The organism is Burkholderia sp. Ac-20353, assembly GCF_017104785.1.
Lineage (GTDB): Bacteria > Pseudomonadota > Gammaproteobacteria > Burkholderiales > Burkholderiaceae > Burkholderia.
In genome coordinates, this window is sequence record NZ_JAAGPL010000099.1 from 13,032 (window position 1) to 31,147 (window position 18,116).

Sequence of the window (18,116 nt, forward strand, 5' to 3'; positions counted from 1 at the left end):
GCCACTCATTGGAGCAAGCGCTATATGTGCTGCTAGGCGAAGGAAGGGTGCCAGCTGTCGCCGATCTCGGCGGCTTGGGCGCAATCGTTGAGGAATCTTCAACCGTCGCGACGTCACCACTGGCAGGCGAAGTTCTGGCGGCGTTGCTGCGTGAGCCCAGTCATGCAAGCGAGGATGCCGCGCTCCTATGGAGAACCGCCGTTGGTAATCTCGTCCGCGGTGCGCTAACCGATACCGTTCTGCTCGAGATGATCGATGCGGCGCACGTTTGCGAAAACCTCCCGGAGGTCGCGGCCGAGGAGATTTTCACGGCCTTACTACAGAAGGCGGTAAGCACATCAGGGGAGTTGTCTGGTTATGCGCGGGCGGTTGCTCTGGAGGGGGCGTTCCGGTTCGCGCTTTCAAGCAGGCGCAGACAACTCCGCTTACTCAGTGCACTGTTGAACATAACGCTGGCAGATGGGCCTGAATATCTCCGATACGCGGCAAAGATTCTCGGTGTCGCGCATTCCCATTGGCGGGAGGACGAGTTAGTCAACGTATTGACAGGCCTCGTCGATTGCGAGGAGGCTGCATACGAAGCGACGTTTGAACTCGGAATGGCGGCGTTGACCTCTGCGCTTGATGAGCCGCACAGGGAGACCGCCGCTCGCTTGTTTGCCGAAGCCTTGCGCTGGTTCAGGAAGGCCCAGTCATTGCGAGAGCACGCACCCGAAGCGTTACTTTACGTCGAGAGTCTCACTCTTCTCACTGACTTCGCGGGGCACAGGACAAAGCCGGAGTTGGCAGCGAGAAGCGTGTCGATTCATAAGGCGGCCTTCGAGTTGGTGGCATGGCATACAGACGATTCTTCGCCCGCATGGCTTGGCGCTCGTCACCTTCAGGCGTCGTGCTGGAACAACCTCGCCAGCGTGCTGATTTCTCTGGTGGACAGTCTTGACGAGGTCAGTTGGTGGGAACCGGCAGTTGTTATCGAAAGCCAGGTGCTGGCCGCATACAGTGCTGGCCGCACGGTCCTGAAGCGAAATCGTGAGGGATATCTCGAGACGTTGCTGCGCCCGAGGATCGAGGCATCGATAGGATGCCGTGAAGGGCACGCTTATCTTGTGAAGCGCTGGGCTCTGCAAAATCATCAACATGCGTTGATACCAGAGGCGCATGCCTTATTGACGGGCATCGAACGCACTATGTTTCATGCGGTGGGGGTATCGCGTCACCCTTCTGAGGCAGGAACCGTTTGGGCGCCGGTTGCTGCCGTACTTTCGCAAGCCCGTTGTAGCCCGGAAACGGAGAACAGGGTCAAAGAGTTGATCACCAATGCATTTACGTCCAGCCTGGAGAACCTGAGTGGCACCGAGATCGATATCTTTGATCACTGTCGGTCTACGGTTGAGCAACATCCCGACCATCGCGACAACGTGCGTGGCGCGAAGTTATTCGATACCGTCCTGCTGTGGACAGTCCGGTTTCTGAAAAACCGACTTGAGATGACCAAAAAGGACGATGCTGGCGTCGCGTATCTTTTTGAAAATGTGGACGGGGCTCTGCCACCCGAAAGCGCGCTGCAGGATGACTATTTTCGCTGGCTCTCCACGCAGACGGCGGCCGGTGAGATCGAGGCCACGAATCTTGGGAGTGGTCGAGCCGATGTCGCACTTAAGACGACTGGGGAACGGATTGTCATCGAGGTCAAGCGCGAATTGCAGGACGCCTCGTTCGATGCTTTGGCAAAGAGCTATGCGGGTCAAACTTGTGACTATCAGAACGTCAGTATCCGGCTCGGATTCTTGCTCGTCCTTGACCTAACCGAAGCGAAGCGGTCGGGCACACCGCATATGCGCGCTCTTGTCGAGTGTCGCCCTGTGGTGCGAGCGAACGAAGACGCGCCACGGTATGTCGTCATTGTCAAGGTGCCTGGGCGCAGGTACACACCCCATGCAGTTCGCGCCGGTGACTGAACCCGCAGCAAGCCGGAAAAACCGCACTGGCTGGGGCAACAGAGGCGTAAGCAGGACCAAATTACGAAAACCGGAGATCGTCAACGTTCGGCGCATAGCTAAGTCGTAGTAGTCTATAGGCCAATAGAGCGCATAACGCCTCGATTCACTTACGCATAGTTTGCAGTGGTAGTGGTACCGATTCACTGGGCAGGGTGACTGATTTGTTTTTTTGGGCGGCGTATAAGAGCGCTGATGCCACCGGGGAGGCAGCTAGACAACATGGCAGAGGAAACGCTGGGAATTGACAATGCGGTGCACAGTGAACGTGGCTCCGAATGGCACCGCTGGGATCCACACATTCATACGCCAGGTACCGTCCTTAATGACCAGTACAGAGGGGAGGATCCTTGGGGGGCATTTCTTTCTAAAGTGGAGGCTAGCGACCCCGCAATCAGAGCGTTGGGCATCACCGACTACTTCGGCATCGATCCATATGAAAAGGTGCTCGAGTTCAAGCGCCAGGGACGTCTGCCAAACGTCGGTCTACTCTTTCCGAATGTCGAACTCCGTCTCAACATTGAGACGAACCGTGGGGCGGCGCTCAACCTGCATCTGCTTTTCTCCCCGGATGAGCCGGATCACTGCGATCGAATCAGGCGTTTCCTGCTCGAATTTGAATTCCCGTATCAGGGCGAGAATTTCCGCTGTCACCGGGAGGACCTGATCCGCCTGGGCAAGAAGCACAAGCCGGAGCAGACGGATCCCGAGACGGCCCGCTCCATCGGGGCAAATCAATTTAAAGTCAGCCTGGAGCAGTTAAAGACTGCCGTGGGCAAGCACGAATGGGTCAAGCGCAATGCGCTGATCGCGGTTGCAGGTGGCCAGAAGGACGGTACCTCTGGCCTGCGAGACTCGGCCGATTCCTGGGCCGCGCAACGCAAAAACATCGAGCAGCTGGCCCATATCATCTTCGACTCCAATCCCCGTCAGGTCAGCTTCTGGCTCGGTCAGGGTGCGCTTTCCGTACATGAATTGGACGAGCAGTACAACGGTCGCAAGCCTTGCCTGCATGGGTCCGATGCGCATACAACTGACACGGTGGGAGTGCCGGACCAACAGCGCCGCTGCTGGATCAAGGGCGATCTCGCCTTTGAATCCCTGCGTCAGACCTGTCTGGAGCCTGAGGAGCGGGTATTTATTGGGGCGGAGCCGCGCCGCGGATCTTTGCAGAGCCATACGATTGAGTCTTTGACGGTGGTCGGTGCGCCTTGGCTCAAGAAGGCGACGATCCCGCTCAACGCCGGGCTGGTTGCCGTGGTCGGCGCTCGTGGCTCTGGGAAAACAGCGTTGGCCGACTTGGTCGCCGCGGGGGGCTACGGGCTTTCGCCGCACCTCAACAAAGAGTCGTTTGTGTTCCGAGCTAAGCAGCACCTGGATAACTGTAAGGCGCAGCTGACTTGGGAGAATGGTGAGACGACTGGCAACGAAGTGTCGCACGCGGGTGTCGATGATCTCCTGTACAGCCCCCACGTGCAATACCTCTCCCAGCAGTTCGTGAACAAACTGTGCTCTGCAGAGGATGCGAGCAACCCCCTGAATGCAGAAATCGAGCGGGTCATCTTCAGCGCTCACCCGCGGGATGAGCGTATGGGCGCATCCACGTTTCAGGAACTGCTCGAGCTGAGGCTGGAGGGCACGCGTCAGAAGCGCCGACGACATCAGGAGACGTTACGCAAGGCTTCCACTGACCTGACGGAAGAGCGCACACGGAAAGCGAGCTTGGCGGGGCTGAGCAAAGATCGCGCCGAGAAGGCCAAGGCGATTGAACAGGACAAGCGAGACCGCAAGTCTTTGATCCCTAAAGGTAACGAGGAGAGAGCCAAGCGACTGGAAGATGTTTCGCAAGCCGCCGAGCAGAAGCGGTTGCAGGTCGAGAGGGCCAAGCGGCGCCATCAGATGCTGCTTAGTCTGAAAGGGGACGTCGAAGATTTTCGCATTCGTCGCGCGCCGGAACTTTTAGACGAAATGCAGCAGGAGCGCGCCGACACCGGCCTGTCCGACGCCGAGTGGGACGCGTTTAAATTGGACTTCGTGGGGGACGTTGACGCGCTCTTGGCGGATTGGGTGCGCCAGGTGAAGGCGTTGGTCGGCAAATTGCAGGGGCCGTCCGATCTCGATCCTGTGATTGACGAAGGCGTGGACCCCAATGTCCCTCTCATCCCTGAGGGGGCAGAGCTCCAATTGCAGACCCTCTCGTTACTCGATCGTGAAGTTGCCCGCCTGAATCTGCTGGTGGGCGCCGACAAGACGAAAGTCAAGCGCTATTCGGCTCTGACCGACAAGATTACCAAGGCGGAAAACGCGTTGGTCAAGCTTGATGAGCAAATCAAGCGTGCACAAGAAGCGGATGCCAAGATACGCGATCTGATTCAATTGCGCCGCACTGCATATGCGGGGGTGTTCGAGGCAATCGTCGAGGAAGAGGAGGAGCTCAAGCAGCTCTACGCGCCGATTCAACAGAGAATCGCAGCCGACACCGGCTCAATGGCGCGACTGGCCTTCACGGTCAAGCGCAATGTCGACATCGAGGGCTGGTCCGAAGCCGGCGAAGGTTTACTCGATCTGCGTACAGGTCCTTTCCGAGGGCGCGGCCAGGTCCTGCTGGCTGCGAAGGGGACGTTGATGTCTGCCTGGCAGACCGGGTCATCAGACGAAGCGGCCACCGCGTTGCTTGAGTTCGTGAAGGCCAACGAAGAAAACCTGCGTGCGCATCAGCCGGACAACCTCGAGTTCCGCGAATGGGCCCGTCGCATCTCCGACTGGCTCTACAGCACGGAACACATCACGGTTGGCTACAGTCTTCAGTACGACGAGGTCGAGATCGAGCAGCTCTCGCCAGGGACGCGAGGGATCGTGCTCCTGCTGTTGTACCTGTCGATCGACGCGGAAGACGACCGGCCACTCATCATCGACCAGCCCGAGGAGAACCTCGACCCCCAGTCGGTGTTTGAGGAACTCGTGACGCGATTTCGCGAGGCTAGGAAGCGGCGGCAGATCATCATTGTGACGCACAATGCAAACCTCGTCGTGAACACCGACGCTGATCAGGTCATTGTCGCCTCCTGCGGCCGTCATAGACTAGGGCAACTGCCCGAGATCACCTACGAGTGCGGCGGTCTTGAGAACCCGCGTATTCGTCGCCGGGTCTGCGAGATTTTGGAGGGGGGGGAACGCGCGTTCAAGGAGCGGGCTCGGCGGCTGCGCGTCGCGCTCTAGTCAGTGAGCAAAGACAAGCCAGCTAACGATGCGGAAACGCATTTTCTTGGGTCCTTCGACGGGTCACTGTGCGTGCCGCCATTGCGTCAGTAGCGGAAGAATGAGGGACGCCAGATGCTGGGTGTCTTCTTCGGACCCGGAGTAATTAAACGAGAGGGAAACTGTCACAAGCGCCGCCATTTCGATCACTGGCCGCAGATGCCGGAGTGTATCAACAACTTCGACGTCCGGCCAAAGATCGCCTTCACCCCATCGATCACTGTTGTTGAACAGGTCAAGGCACAAGTCGAAGATGACCGGTTGCTCGAACCGAACAGCCGCGAGGGAGTCGATATCGTTGTGCAACGTTTGCCGCGCGCCGTACCTGCCGAGAAGATCATCGTCAAGTCCGAGATCACCGTCGTCCTGCCGGCAAAAGAAATGTACCTCGTTGACGAGTCCCAGGATTATCGCCGGCGCGATGAACGAGTCGAAGCCGATTAGGTCGTCCGCATTGACCATCCGGTACAGGTCGTCCAGATTCACCGATCGGAGTTCTGCGATTGCGTGCTCATCATCGCGGAACTCGTTCACACTGTCCCAGTGATAGTCGACGTGGACGAGTGTAAACCGATTTATCCCCGACACTGCTGAGAAATGTTTCCATGCATAGAACGCCCAACGATGGTCGTCCATGAGCCAAATCTCGAAACCGAGATCTTGCAAGAGTGCATCGTTCGGTTCAAGACTGTAGATTTCGACTTCAGTCACAGTCGCCCCCCTTGGCAATATCAGTATGCGCTGTGAGCCTCTTCGCTTCACGCGCGGTCCCGACGATTTTCAATTCACTTCGATCAGTGGTGCCATCTTCTCGATTCCGATGCGCAGGCACGAAGAAACCATCCCGAGCGCGAATTCCAAGGTCTCAGTCGAAGGGCCGAAGTGCAACTCGACTTGTCCTTGACGCCCCCGAGCAAACTCATGATCGAGAGCTGTGAGCGTACTGTGCGCCGCGCCCAGAGAAAGGCCCCGATACATCGTTTGATACAGCGCGAGCAAATCCGCTGCCTCCGCGGCCTGATATGCAGACAACGCAGCTCCGGCTTCCTCCTCCTCGAGAAGATCGCGCAAGGCTTTCCTGTCATGGTCCGACAGTGAGGCGTCGATTGTGGCCTCCTTGGTCATCTCTTGGGCCTGCTTCCGCTTCTGTTTACGGTCCTCGGCCACCATTTTGTCAACCAACGCTGGCTTGTTAACCAGTGCAGCAGCATGAAAAAGTGCTTCCACCGCTGTTCGTGTCAAGGTCATCGAATCAGGAATCAAGCCTCGCTCGGCGAGGAGAATCGCGCCTTGGCAAGCCCTGACGCATTTCATCCAAAATCCAACTGCGAACAGCTTTGCTGGTGAACTATCGATTGAGCCCAAGTCCGCGAGCTGCTTCATGGCAGCATCTGACCATGCATCGCAGTCAGCGAAATTCTGCTCGTAGCAATGCCGCGCCTCTGTCCGGTGAGACTCAATCTCCGTTGACAGAAACCCCCGAGTCTCAACGTTATCTATGCTCGGCATCTCGCGCCTATACGTGGAAAGGTAAATTTGATATGCCGCGCCCTATGAGCACTGGCTTCGTTCGATATACACTAGCTGAAAAAAGGGAGGGTTAGATAGTTACAGCCGCTGCTATCGTTGTTTCAGGGGAGCGTCTGAACGCTCCACGAGCGAGCCGACAATAAGCTCCGCCCATCGCAGGCAATCGAACACCAGCGACCTCAAAATAGGTTTGGTGCCGTGGACATCGCCCATGTGAGAGCGAAGTGTCTGCATCACATAGGCTCCTTGATTGAGGGCACCTTCCAGGTTCTTCTTGAAAGGAGCAACCTCAGCCTGAGGCCATCCTAGCGCATCGAGCTGGCGATCAAGTTCGGTCAGCACTCCCTTGGCCAAGGCGGCTCGTTTGCATCGTTCTTGGAATGAGGCCTTTGTCGGATCTCCAAGACTTTGCTCTTCGTAGACTTTTGACGTGGCAGTATCCACTGCGCCGCATGCTGCAGAGATGGCGCCGCCCAAGTCACCGTCACGCAAGCGTTGGGCCGCCTTCAAAAGGTCCTTGTGAGACTCACCGGGTGTATCTGCCAAGATGCTGATGTCGAACACCTCCAGCGGCACGAGCATCTGATTCACGAATGACCAACCCAGCCGGCTTAAATACTCGGAAAGCTTCTCCTGCATCTCGGACCGTCGCCGAAGAATTTCTTCTATGAGGATTGTTAGAAAGCGGGATCTGGTATGTGAGTCCATCCTCCCGACTTGCTCGTCTATCGCCGACATCAACTGGCCCTTGGTAGCACCGCCCTGCGTCTTCTGCACCAGATGAGCCGTGGCTGTGACTTCAAAGCCTGCAAGGCCGGCTACCTCCTTAATGTCATCGAAACGAAACTCCTGCAGACAAGCCCGAACCGCAGGCCACGCTCGAAGCACGTTGTCCATGTGGATGACCTCCATGGGATTCGTCGTTACTTGGATGATGAGCCGACGAACCTCAGGAACGATGAAACTTTTGACGAGTTCCATCGCTTCAACAGCGTCGCCCCGCAGAGGAGTTAGCGCTTGCAGTCGTCGAGCCAAACCGCACCAGCCGATGGTTTCGCAGTACACACGCAGAGTGTTGATTTTCCCGGTGAGGACGTTGTCGATGACGCCTTGGGGTTCAATGTCGTCGTAGTAGTCGTTGAGGCTGAAGTTCATGCCTTCAAGGTCGTCAGCCACGGATAGGACTGCGTCAGCCTGTGCCGGCGGCAGCACGCGCTCCACGTCGCGCTCCGGCTCACGGTCTCCGAAGTCAATCGTTGGGATGATGTCAAACGGTTGCAACGAGGCACGAGGTGCGCTCCAGCTTCGCACTTCATCAATAAGCCGCGCGTAGGTCTCGTGTTTCAGGATGCCTTCTCCGGGGCAGACATAGGCGTCCTCTTTCCGGATATCGGTCGACCAACCGACGCACCAGCCAGAGGTATCCAGCATCATCTGCAGCGCTGCGGTGGTATCCAAGACTGAAAGCTGAGCTTGGGCAGCTAACAGAGTAATGGGAACTTGTGCCTGCTGGGCCTGGAGATACTGGGCTCGAAGAACGGCATACACACGCTCAATGTTTGACAAAAGGCGTCGCGCGGGCTCCGCATCCAGGAAGGACAGGGCAGGCGATCGGACAACGTAGATATCGTTTTCTCGTTTGATCAAGCCACTCGCTTCCAGTTGATCGAGCGTTGCGACTTCTGAGTAGTTTTCGGCCCGGAACTTGAGCGCGGGCACGCCAAAATCCAGGGACAGCATCTGCTCCAACAGGCGATTCAACAGTACTCGCTGCGTCTCAGGAGGCTGGCTAGCGCTCGCATCACGCGGCACAGCATTTGTGGGGGACGAGTGTATGTTCATCGGAGCAGAGCGCGCTTCTCAATCTGTAGGGCGAATGTTCGAGTCATTTTATGGCAAGAGGGAGCAGGGAGGACACGCCTGGACGGTGACGGAACAGCAATTTCAATCGACTGCGCCACCTGCCGGCATTGGTCTGCATAGCCCGTCGATATAGTCCGCCCACTCTTGCATCACGCGGCGACGATCGTCGTCGAAAGTTGTCCTGTCGTAGGCCTTCTGCACGTCGCCTCGTTTCGCGTGTGCGAGTTGCGCTTCGAGAACATCGATGTCGATGCCGAGCCGCTCCCTGCCAACCGTTCGCAGCATGCCGCGGAACCCATGAGTCGCGTGTTTTCCTTGGAAACCCATCTCGCGCAGAGCCTTGCTTAACCCGTCTCGATGCAAATGCGGGGTCTTCTGACGAGCTGGAGACGGAAACACATAGTGTCCACGGCCTGTGAGGGATTGCAATTCGCCGAGCAACGTAACCGCTTGCCTAGGTAAGGGCACGATATGGTCATGGCCCATCTTCATCCGCACGGCCGGAACATGCCATTCGCCCGCTTTCAGATCGATTTCATCCCACGGCGCGGCTGCGACCACTCCGGGGCGTAAGCCCGTGAGCATGGTCAGCTTCAGCGCGGCCCTCGTAATCGGCGACTTGTAGGTATTGATGGCTTGCACGAGCGGGACAATCTCGGCGGGCTTTGTGATCGCCGGGATGTGGCCTTTCTCGTGTCGAGGGATGACGCCGCGCAGCGATAACGGGACACCGTCTTCTCTCAGGCTATGGTGGATCGCGTAGGTCACGATGCCGCCCACGTATTGGCGCGCCTTGGTTGCGAGGTTGGGGGCATGCGCCGCTATTGCTTCCAACACCGGTTTGACTTCCGATGTCGCGAGCGTTGAGATGGGCTTGTTGCGTAGTGGCGGGATCAGGTATTGCCGAACCACGAACTCCGCTTTGCGGTAAGTCTCGTCGGCCCACTCCTTGCGTTTGAACGCGAGCCAATTCTCTGCGACGAGATGGAACGCCCCTGCAGCGGCGCGTTTGCGTGCAGCGGCTTCGGCTCTGCGGTGCTCGACCGGGTCAGTACCATCACGCACGAGACTACGCGCGATCGCGGCAGACTTGCGCGCGTCGACGAGCGCAACTTCGGGATATGGGCCAAGACTGAGAAAGTTCTCCTTCCCAGTACTTGGGCGGCGATAGCGGAGCAGCCACGTTTTGCTTCCGTCCGGCCAGATGCGCAAGGCAAGCCCGTTTCCGTCCGCGAGCAGGTAAGGGCGCTCGCGCGGTTTGGCAACGCGAAACACCACTTCGGACTTCGGTTCGGCGCGTTTGGGCATCGCTCGGCACCTCGACTCCGTGTATACGCAAGAGTATACGCAAAAATCGTCGATGCCACCGGTAGACGACGGCCATCCGCGGAAGCAAAAAACCCCGTAAGACGTTGATCTTACGGGGTTTCTCGGACTACATCGGCTTTCGCCGGAACAACAGATGGTGCCCAGGAGAGGACTCGAACCTCCACGATGTTGCCACCGCTAGGACCTGAACCTAGTGCGTCTACCAATTCCGCCACCTGGGCACGTTTCGCTTGTTGCTGCATCGCGAAAGAACGCAATTATAGAGCAGTCGCGAAGGCTGTCAACAGGTTTTTCGATCCCGGTTGAAAAATACCGGACTCGAGGGCCCGATGAAGCCGCGCTCAGCTCGTCGACACCGAATCCTCCATCGACGCGGCCCTTTCGGCGAGCGCCACATAATCGCCCGACGCGGTGCGCTCGATCCGCGCATCCACCCGATAGGCGCGCCGCAGGTTCCCGGGCGTCAGCACATCGGCGACTCCGCCGTCGGCCAGCACGCCGTCATTGCCGAGCAGCACGAGGCGATCGCAGAAGCGGGCCGCGAGATTCAGGTCGTGCATCGCGACGAGCGCAATCGCGCCGCGGCGTGTGACCGCGTCCCGCATCGCCTCCAGCGCGAGCAACTGCCAGCGCAGGTCGAGCGCGCTCGTCGGCTCGTCCAGCAGCAGCAGCGGGGTTTCGCGCACCAGCACCTGCGCGAGCCCGACCATCTGGCGCTGTCCGCCCGACAGCCGGTCGAGCGGCGTTGTCGCGAGCGTATGCAGGTTCAACTGCGTGAAAACGCGTTCGAGGCGCGCATCCTGTGCGTCGGCCGACAAGCCGCCACAGGTCGCGCGCAGCGCGCCGCGTACCGCCTCGTAGACGAGCAGCGACGTCGGCTGCGGCAGCGTCTGCGGCAGGTAACCGACGCGGCGCCTATGGTCGCGCCGCGCGCTGCGCAGCAGGTCGTGCTGGCCGAGCGTCGCGGCACCGCGCGCCGTGACGAGCCGGGCGAGCGCGCGCAGCAGCGTCGATTTGCCGACGCCGTTCGGGCCGAGCAGCGCGACGGCGCTGCCGGGCGGCACCGGCCGCAGCGACAGCCGCGCGAGGACCGTGCGCGCGCCGTACGCGACATCGAGCCCGTCGATGCGCAGCGCCTGTTGCGGGTTATCCATCGAGCCTCCTGCGACGGCTGATCAGCGTCATGAACAGCGGCACGCCGACGAGCGCGGTGATGATGCCGATCGGCAGCACGACGCCGTCGACGAGCGTCTTGCTGAGCACCGACGCGGCCGACAGCATGATCGCGCCGGCGAGCGCCGCGCCGGGCAGGTAGTGGCGATGGTCATCGCCGACCAGCAGCCGCGCGACGTGCGGGCCGACCAGGCCGACGAAGCCGATCGTGCCGACGAACGACAGCGCGGTCGCCGACAGCAAGCTGATGCGCACGAGCGTGACGAGCCGCAGCCGCTCGACCGCGATCCCCATGCTGCGCGCCTGTTCCTCGCCGGCGCGCAGCGCGGTCATCGACGCGACGCCCGGCGCGCTCCACAGCACGCTGGCGGCGAGTACGCACGCGAGGATCGCGATCTTGCTCCAGGTCGCCCGCGCGAGACTGCCCATGCTCCAGAACACGATCTGCTGGAGCGCGTTCGCATCGGCGATGAACTGCAGAAGCCACAGCAGCGCCTCGAAGCTGAACATCAGGCCGATGCCGAACAGCACGACGGTTTCGGTCGTCGCGCCGTGCCGCCACGCGAGCCAGACGATCAAGAGCGTCGCGGACAGCGCGCAGCCGAATGCGCCGAGCGACAGCGCGAGGTTCTCGTTCCACAGCACGAGGTGCCAGCCGGAGATCACGACCAGCGATGCGCCGACGCTGCCCGCCGCGGCGATGCCGAGCGTGAACGGGCTCGCGAGCGGGTTGTTCAGCACGGTCTGCATCTCGGCGCCGGCAAGCCCGAGTGCCGCGCCGACGAGTACCGCCATCAGCGCGTAGGGCAGGCGCACGTTCCACAGGATCACGCGCTGCTCGAGCGGCAGCGCGTCCGGACGGAACAGCCCGGCGACGATATCTGTGACCGGAAACGACGAAGGGCCGGTCGCGATGTCGACGACGAGCAGCGCGACGAGCACGCAGGCCAGCACCGCGAGCGCGCCGATGCGCCGCGCGGCGATTGCGCGGTAGCGGACCCGCAGCGAAGCGGGCGGGTGGGACGGGACAGGCGCGGCCGTGCTCATGCGGCGTCCTCGCGCTGGCCCGGCGCGCACGCGACGCGCACCGCGAGCGCGGCGCTCGGCATCACGACGCCGCCGTGATCCTCGCCGTCGATCAGCCGGAACGTGGCGTCGAGACCCACCCGGCGGCCCACGCGCTGCACGAAGTCGCGGGCCGAGCTGACTTGTTTGCGCGCCTGTAGCCGGCGCATGCGCTCGGGGTCCGGATTCGGTGCGCCTTCCTCGAGGCTGCCTGCGGTCACAACGACGCGAAGCGACGGATCGAGCGGCGCCGCGTGCGCGGCGAACCGGTCGGCATACGGCAGCAGTGCGCGCTCGCCCCACCAGATCGACGGGCTCGCCGCGACGTAGCGCCGGAACAGGTGCGGGCGCGTCAGCAGCGCATACAGCGTCAGCAGGCCGCCATACGAGTGGCCGAACAGCGTCTGCCGGCCGGTGTCGATCTGCGATTGACGCGCGAGCCATGGTTGCACGTCCTGCTCGATGAAATCGAGAAAGCGGTCCGCGGCGAGACCCTGTCCGTTCGGCAACGGCGCGAGCGTGTAGTCGTCGGCGCGCGCCTGCATGTCGTACGGCGCGTCGGTCGGATAGCCGATGCCGATCACGACCGGCGCGGGTTCGTGCGCGGCGTCGGGCCGCACCGCGCGATTGCGCACGAGCGGCGCGACGAGCGGGAACAGCGCGTTGCCGTCGAGTACGACCAGCACCGGATGCGGCCCGGTTGCCGGGCGCTCGGCGGGCAGCGCGACGAACAGGCGCCGGGCCACGCCGGCGACCGTTACGTCGAACTGGTGGCTGGCGGGGAGGCGGACGGGTGGCGCGTCGACGGCGGCGGGCCATGCCGACGCATTCGAAACGTTCGGCAAGTTCGGCAAGTTCGACACGCTCGACACGCTCGACACACTCGACACACTCGACACAGCGCCGGCGGACACGCCGCGCGTCGCGAGCGCGCCCGCGAAACCGGCGACCAGCAGGCCGCGACGCACGGGGGAAGGGGAGGAAGGATGTCCGGTCATGTCACGATCCTTCCTGGATCCAGTATTCGCCGTTCAGCGCGACCGGCTGGAAGCGGCGCACCATCGTGTCGAACGTGCGGCGCGGATCGAGATCGGCGAACAGATCCGGATGCAGCCACTTCGCCATCGCCTGCACCGCGACGACATTGAACGGCGAGTTGTAGAAGTGATGCCAGATCGCATACGCGCGCCGTTCGCGCACCGCGCGCAGCGGCGCGATCGTCGGGCGCTGGAGCGCGCGGTCGAGCGAACGGACGGCCGCTTCCCGCGTCACGCCGGCGCCGAGCGCGATGCGCTGCGGCGCGCTCTGCAGCGTACGCGCCGAGCCGATCCCGGTGCCGATGTAGAAATCGGGCTGGCGGCTCAGCAGGTATTCCGGGTTCAGCGTGCCGTGCTCGCCCGGCACGCGGCCTTTCGCGACGTTGTCGCCGCCGGCCGCGTCGAGCAGTTTGCCGAGCATCCCCGTCATCGTTTCGCAGCAGTCGCTCGACAGGCCGACGCGGCTCTCGAGGAACACCGTCGGCGCGGCGGCGCGGGCCGTCATCAGGCGGGTGCGGACGAGATCGAGCTGTTCCTGCCACAGCGCATTGAAGTCGGCCGCGCGCTGCGGCGCGCCGAACACCTGGCCGAGCACCGCGATGCTGCGCGGCGTGTTCACGAGCGGATCGTGTCGGAAATCGACGAACACGATCGCGACGCCCGCGGCCTCGAGCCGCGCCAGCGTCTCGCGATCGCGCTCGCCGGGCCCGTGGCCGCCGCCCAGCCCGAAAATCGCAACTTGCGGCCGCAGCGCGAGCGCGCGTTCGTCGCTGAAGCTGCCGGCCTGCGACCGTCCGATGCGCGGCACGTCCTGCAGCCGCGGAAAGCGCTCGAGCCACTGCGCGTAGCTTGCCGGATCGAGCTGTTCGAAGTCGCCCATCATGCCGACGAGGCGGCGCGTCGGGTCGCCGGCGTCGACGACCGCAAGCGCGGGCAGCAGCCGGCCTTCGCCGAGCAGCACGCGCTCGACGCGCGCGGGAAGCCGGACCTGGCGGCCGGCGAGGTCGGTGACGGTCGTCGTATCCGCATGCGCGGCGTGCATCAAGAGCCAGCCGCACAGCCAGACGCCGAGCGCGGCCCACATTCCGCTTGTCTTTCTCACGTTACTCCCGATACGATATAAATGAGAACCATTCGCATTTAATTGTAGCCGAGAGACGGGGCCGGAGCGGACGCTGTCCGTTTGAGTGACCGACTAAATAGTTTGCGCGAGCACTGACCGCGCGCCGAGGGGATCCGAAATGACTGTGTGGGCGCAGGGCGCTTTCCATTCCAATTGCCATCGACACGACGCGCACGATGCTCATGAAGCGCACGTCGCGCGGATCCGCGAAGTGCGGCCCGGCCTGCGCGTGCACGCGGACGACGCGACCGACGAGTTCGACGCGGTGATGTCGGGCCAGTGCACGCCGGGCCTGCATCTCGTGCTGCTGCTGGAAGGGGCGCTCGACGTGTCCTACGGCGACCGGCGCGTGCTGCTGACGACGGACGGCCGCAGCACATGCCGCGATGGCGCGGCGCGGTCGAGCGCGACGCGGCCGAACGTTGCCCGGCCGCATGTGCGGATGCAGTCGTTCCTGCTCAACGCGCTGCAGCCCGACACGTTTCGCCGTCGGCTGAGCAAGGGCGGCTACGCGCGGCGGCTCAGCCTCGCGATGTCCGGCGAATGGCTCGCGCATCTGCAGGCCGCGAGCCGCGCAGCGTTGCCGGAGCGGCTCGATTCGATGCTGTCCGCGCATCTGGCGATCCATTTCTGGCAGCCGACGCCGCGCGCGACCGCGCTCGCCGAGCAGATCGTGCGGCCGCCGTCCTACCAGCCGATGCTGCAGGCGATCTACCTGGAAAGCCGCGTGCTCGAACTGCTCGCCGAGGCGTTCGCGCCGCTCGAGGCGCAGGCGCCGCAGGCGTCGCAGGCGTCGGACATGGCGCTCGGCTCGCGCGACTACCGGCGGATGGCCGAGCTGCGCGCATTTCTCGCAACCGACGCCGCGCAGGACCTGTCGCTCGACGATATCGCGTGCCACGCCGGGATGAGCGCGAACGCGATGCAGCGCCAGTTCCGTGCCGCTTACGGCACGACGGTGTTCGACTTCATTCGCGAGCATCACCTGCAGCGCGCGCGGCTCGCGCTCGAGCGCGACGCGGTAAGCGTCAAGCAGGCCGCTGCGCTCGCCGGCTACACGAGCGCAGCGAATTTTGCGACCGCGTACAAGCGCCGCTTCGGCGTGACGCCGACGCTCGCGCGGCGCAGCGTTCGGCGCTGACCGGCGTTCATCGATGCCGATCCGCATCGCGGCGGCGCGCAAACAAGATCGAAGCTTTCGCAAAGATTTCGGCGCATTACAGGTTCCATAATGCAAATGAGAATCAATAACATTGTGGAGCAGCGAAAGCGTCATCATGTCGAGTCACGTTGCGAAGTTTGCGTTGAAGCCGGCCGTCGTTGCCGGCCTGTATCTGATGGGAGCGTCCTGCGCGTGCGCGCAGACGCCTGACAAACAGGGTGATGCCACTGCGTCGGCCGCATCGGCCGCGTCCGGCGATCCGGCGATGATGAAGGAAATCGTCGTCACCGCGAGCCGCCGCGAGCAGGCGATCAAGGAGGCGCCCGCCAGCATCTCGGTGATCACCCGCGACGAGATCGACGCGAAGCCGTATACATCGGTCGCCGAGATCGTCAGCAAGGTCGAGGGCGTGAGCGTCGTCGGCGGGTCGCCGAACGACCAGGACATCTCGATTCGCGGGATGCCGGGCGAATACACGCTGATCCTCGTCGACGGCCGCCGGCAGAACACCCGCGAAACGATGAACCGCGGCACTGCGGGCGTGCAGTCGAACCTGCTGCCGCCGCTCTCCGCGATCGAGCGCATCGAGGTCGTACGCGGGCCGATGTCGTCGCTGTACGGCGCCGATGCGATGGGCGGCGTGGTCAACGTGATCACGCGCAAGGTGCCGAAGCGCTGGGGCGGGTCGATCACCGCGAGCAGCGTGTGGCAGCTCGAGTCGAACCAGGGCGACACGCAGAGCGTCGATTTCTGGCTCGGCGGGCCGCTGAAGTCCGACGTGCTCGGCCTGCAGGCGTCCGGGCGCTTGCTGCACCGGGGGGAGGACGACATCTACTACCCGGCGAGCGGCGCCAGCGGCGCGAACGGGCAGCGCATCGGCAGCTTCGACGTGAAGCTGTCCGCAAAGCCGACCCGCAATCAGGACATCAGCGTGAACGTCGGTCGCGAACAGCTCACCTATCTCAGCACGCCGGGCAAGAGCGAGGCACCGCTCACGCCGCGCACGGCGACCACCGCGCTCACCGAGACGCGCCACGTTCGCAACTACTGGGGGATCACGCACGACGGCCGCTGGGGCTTCGGCAACACGACGCTGTCGCTGTACGGCGAGCGCGGCGTGCAGGACCAGTGGACGCCGGTGGGGCGCTCGCCGGTGAAGCCCGCGCTGACGGACACGATCCTCGAGGGCAAGGTCGAAGTGCCGTGGTGGGGCGAGCGCAATATCCTGACGGTCGGCGGCCAGCATATCTGGTCGCGGCTGTCGGGCGTCAGCAGCCAGGACGCGGTGCCGAAGGGCTACACGCTCAATTCGGACAGCGTCAAACGCAACGCGTGGGCGTTGTTCGGCGAGAACGAATACTTCTTCGACGACCGCTTCACGCTGACGACCGGCGTGCGGCTCGATCATGACGAGCGCTACGGCAGCCACGTGAGCCCGCGCGTCTACGGCGTGTACAAGCTCACCCAGGCGTGGACGGTGCGCGGTGGCGTATCGAGCGGCTTCCGGCCGCCGTCGCTGCGCCAGAGCACGGGGGGCTACTGCATGACGTCGGGCGGCGCGGCGGGTGCGGTGCCCGGCACGCTGTGCGGCAATCCGGACCTGAAGCCCGAAACCAGCGTGACCGAGGAACTCGGCGTGCGCTACGACATGGGCGACACGTACGCGGGCCTGACGCTGTTCAACAACCTGTTCAGGAACAAGGTCACGAGCTACGACACGGGGGTCGCCGATCCGCGTTCGCCGGGCCGCAACATCTACAAGTACGACAACATCGACCGGGTCAAGCTGTACGGGCTCGAACTCGGCGCGGGCACGCGCGTGTCGCGCACGGTGCGGGTGTCGGGCGGGTACACGCTCACGCAGTCGCGCCGCGAAGGCAACGGCGAGAAGGCATTCAACGGCAGCTCGCTCGACGGCCAGCCGCTCGACAAGACGCCGAAGCACAAATTCAACGTGCAGGTCGACTGGGCGCCGACGCCGAAGCTCGACCTGTATGCGACGGCCAACTACATCGGCAACGAATACTGGGCGGCGTTCCGCAACGGCGCGCAGGGCGTACGCGAACGGCCGTCGACGACGACGTTCGACCTCGGCGGCCGCTACCGGATCGACAAGCGCTTCTCGGTCAATTTCGCGTTGATGAACGTGACGAACAAGATGGTCCCGGTCGACGATCGCACACGCGCGAACGGGCTGAGCGGCAACTGGCTCGTCGATCAGGGGCGCCGCGTAGCTGTGAGCCTCACGGCCGAAATGTGACGGCGCAGCCGGCGCCATGCGCCGGCCCATTCAATCTGGAGGTCAATCCCATGAACATGGTTTCCCGTCCCGCGACACTATTGGCACCCCGAAACATCTGGGAGATTTATCGTCCCGATACGCCGCTGTTTCTCGCGACGCCGGCCCATGCGCTGCTCGCGACCGACACGGCGCAGGCCGTCCCGCACGCGGATACGCCGCTTGCGTCGCGCGTCGCGGATTCGCTGCGCGAGGCCCGAGCGAACGGGCACGCCGGCGCGGCGGTCGTCGGTGCGGTGCCGTTCGACGTCGATGCGCCTGCTGCGCTGCGGGTCGCGCG

General features: G+C 62.8%; 12 protein-coding genes, 1 tRNA gene and 1 pseudogene. 5 read left to right on the forward strand and 9 right to left on the reverse strand.

Going from position 1 to position 18,116, the window contains the following annotated elements:
* Positions 1-47 precede the first annotated feature (47 nt).
* Positions 48-1,958, forward strand: a complete 1,911-nt coding sequence (locus G3N94_RS24970; RefSeq protein WP_205795226.1) for a hypothetical protein — start codon at positions 48-50, stop codon at positions 1,956-1,958.
* Positions 1,959-2,219: 261 nt separating this feature from the next.
* On the forward strand, positions 2,220-5,216 hold the full coding sequence (locus G3N94_RS24975; protein ID WP_205795227.1) for a TrlF family AAA-like ATPase: 2,997 nt from the start codon (positions 2,220-2,222) through the stop codon (positions 5,214-5,216).
* Between the two features lie 63 nt (positions 5,217-5,279).
* Here G3N94_RS24975 and G3N94_RS24980 read toward each other — a convergent pair whose 3' ends face one another.
* The 9 genes from G3N94_RS24980 to G3N94_RS25020 form a co-directional block, all read right to left on the reverse strand.
* Positions 5,280-5,966 (reverse strand): UPF0489 family protein, encoded by a 687-nt coding sequence (locus G3N94_RS24980; RefSeq protein ID WP_205795228.1) that lies wholly within the window; start codon positions 5,964-5,966, stop codon positions 5,280-5,282.
* 69 nt (positions 5,967-6,035) lie between these two features.
* Complete coding sequence (locus tag G3N94_RS24985; protein ID WP_241022055.1) at positions 6,036-6,638, reverse strand: DUF5677 domain-containing protein; 603 nt, start codon at positions 6,636-6,638, stop codon at positions 6,036-6,038.
* Between the two features lie 237 nt (positions 6,639-6,875).
* Entirely contained in the window at positions 6,876-8,546 is a 1,671-nt protein-coding gene (locus G3N94_RS24990) for a hypothetical protein (RefSeq protein WP_205795230.1), read from the reverse strand.
* Positions 8,547-8,729: 183 nt separating this feature from the next.
* Positions 8,730-9,956 (reverse strand): integrase arm-type DNA-binding domain-containing protein, encoded by a 1,227-nt coding sequence (locus G3N94_RS24995; protein WP_205795231.1) that lies wholly within the window; start codon positions 9,954-9,956, stop codon positions 8,730-8,732.
* A gap of 155 nt (positions 9,957-10,111) precedes the next feature.
* Positions 10,112-10,198: transfer RNA gene (locus tag G3N94_RS25000), tRNA-Leu, on the reverse strand.
* Between the two features lie 120 nt (positions 10,199-10,318).
* Positions 10,319-11,131 (reverse strand): ABC transporter ATP-binding protein, encoded by an 813-nt coding sequence (locus G3N94_RS25005; RefSeq protein WP_205795232.1) that lies wholly within the window; start codon positions 11,129-11,131, stop codon positions 10,319-10,321.
* Positions 11,124-12,197: an iron ABC transporter permease gene (locus G3N94_RS25010; protein ID WP_205795233.1), complete on the reverse strand. Its 1,074-nt coding sequence runs from the start codon at positions 12,195-12,197 to the stop codon at positions 11,124-11,126. Before G3N94_RS25010 ends, G3N94_RS25005 begins: the two co-directional genes overlap by 8 nt.
* Positions 12,194-13,213, reverse strand: a complete 1,020-nt coding sequence (locus G3N94_RS25015; RefSeq protein ID WP_205795234.1) for an alpha/beta hydrolase-fold protein — start codon at positions 13,211-13,213, stop codon at positions 12,194-12,196. The genes G3N94_RS25010 and G3N94_RS25015 overlap by 4 nt, the downstream gene beginning before the upstream one ends.
* Before the next feature lies 1 nt (position 13,214).
* Positions 13,215-14,336, reverse strand: coding sequence for an ABC transporter substrate-binding protein (locus G3N94_RS25020; protein ID WP_205795236.1), 1,122 nt, complete (start codon positions 14,334-14,336; stop codon positions 13,215-13,217).
* Positions 14,337-14,493: 157 nt separating this feature from the next.
* Between G3N94_RS25020 and G3N94_RS25025 the strand changes: the two genes are divergently transcribed.
* The 3 genes and pseudogenes from G3N94_RS25025 to G3N94_RS25035 all read left to right on the forward strand — a co-directional run.
* Entirely contained in the window at positions 14,494-15,516 is a 1,023-nt protein-coding gene (locus tag G3N94_RS25025) for an AraC family transcriptional regulator (RefSeq protein ID WP_241022056.1), read from the forward strand.
* A 136-nt stretch (positions 15,517-15,652) separates the two neighbouring features.
* Positions 15,653-17,797: a TonB-dependent receptor gene (locus tag G3N94_RS25030; protein WP_205795235.1), complete on the forward strand. Its 2,145-nt coding sequence runs from the start codon at positions 15,653-15,655 to the stop codon at positions 17,795-17,797.
* Between the two features lie 50 nt (positions 17,798-17,847).
* Positions 17,848-18,116, forward strand: a pseudogene (locus G3N94_RS25035) (isochorismate synthase); the annotation flags it as partial.

Bases quoted from the DNA above. Each gene is read 5' to 3' on its own strand.
- G3N94_RS25030 (WP_205795235.1), top strand. From the start codon at position 15,653: ATGTCGAGTCACGTTGCGAAGTTTGCGTTGAAGCCGGCCGTCGTTGCC.
- G3N94_RS25015 (WP_205795234.1), bottom strand. From the start codon at position 13,213: ATGACCGGACATCCTTCCTCCCCTTCCCCCGTGCGTCGCGGCCTGCTG.
- G3N94_RS25025 (WP_241022056.1), top strand. From the start codon at position 14,494: ATGACTGTGTGGGCGCAGGGCGCTTTCCATTCCAATTGCCATCGACAC.
- G3N94_RS25010 (WP_205795233.1), bottom strand. From the start codon at position 12,197: ATGAGCACGGCCGCGCCTGTCCCGTCCCACCCGCCCGCTTCGCTGCGG.
- G3N94_RS24985 (WP_241022055.1), bottom strand. From the start codon at position 6,638: ATGAAGCAGCTCGCGGACTTGGGCTCAATCGATAGTTCACCAGCAAAG.
- G3N94_RS24995 (WP_205795231.1), bottom strand. From the start codon at position 9,956: ATGCCCAAACGCGCCGAACCGAAGTCCGAAGTGGTGTTTCGCGTTGCC.
- G3N94_RS25005 (WP_205795232.1), bottom strand. From the start codon at position 11,131: ATGGATAACCCGCAACAGGCGCTGCGCATCGACGGGCTCGATGTCGCG.
- G3N94_RS25020 (WP_205795236.1), bottom strand. From the start codon at position 14,336: ATGTGGGCCGCGCTCGGCGTCTGGCTGTGCGGCTGGCTCTTGATGCAC.
- G3N94_RS24975 (WP_205795227.1), top strand. From the start codon at position 2,220: ATGGCAGAGGAAACGCTGGGAATTGACAATGCGGTGCACAGTGAACGT.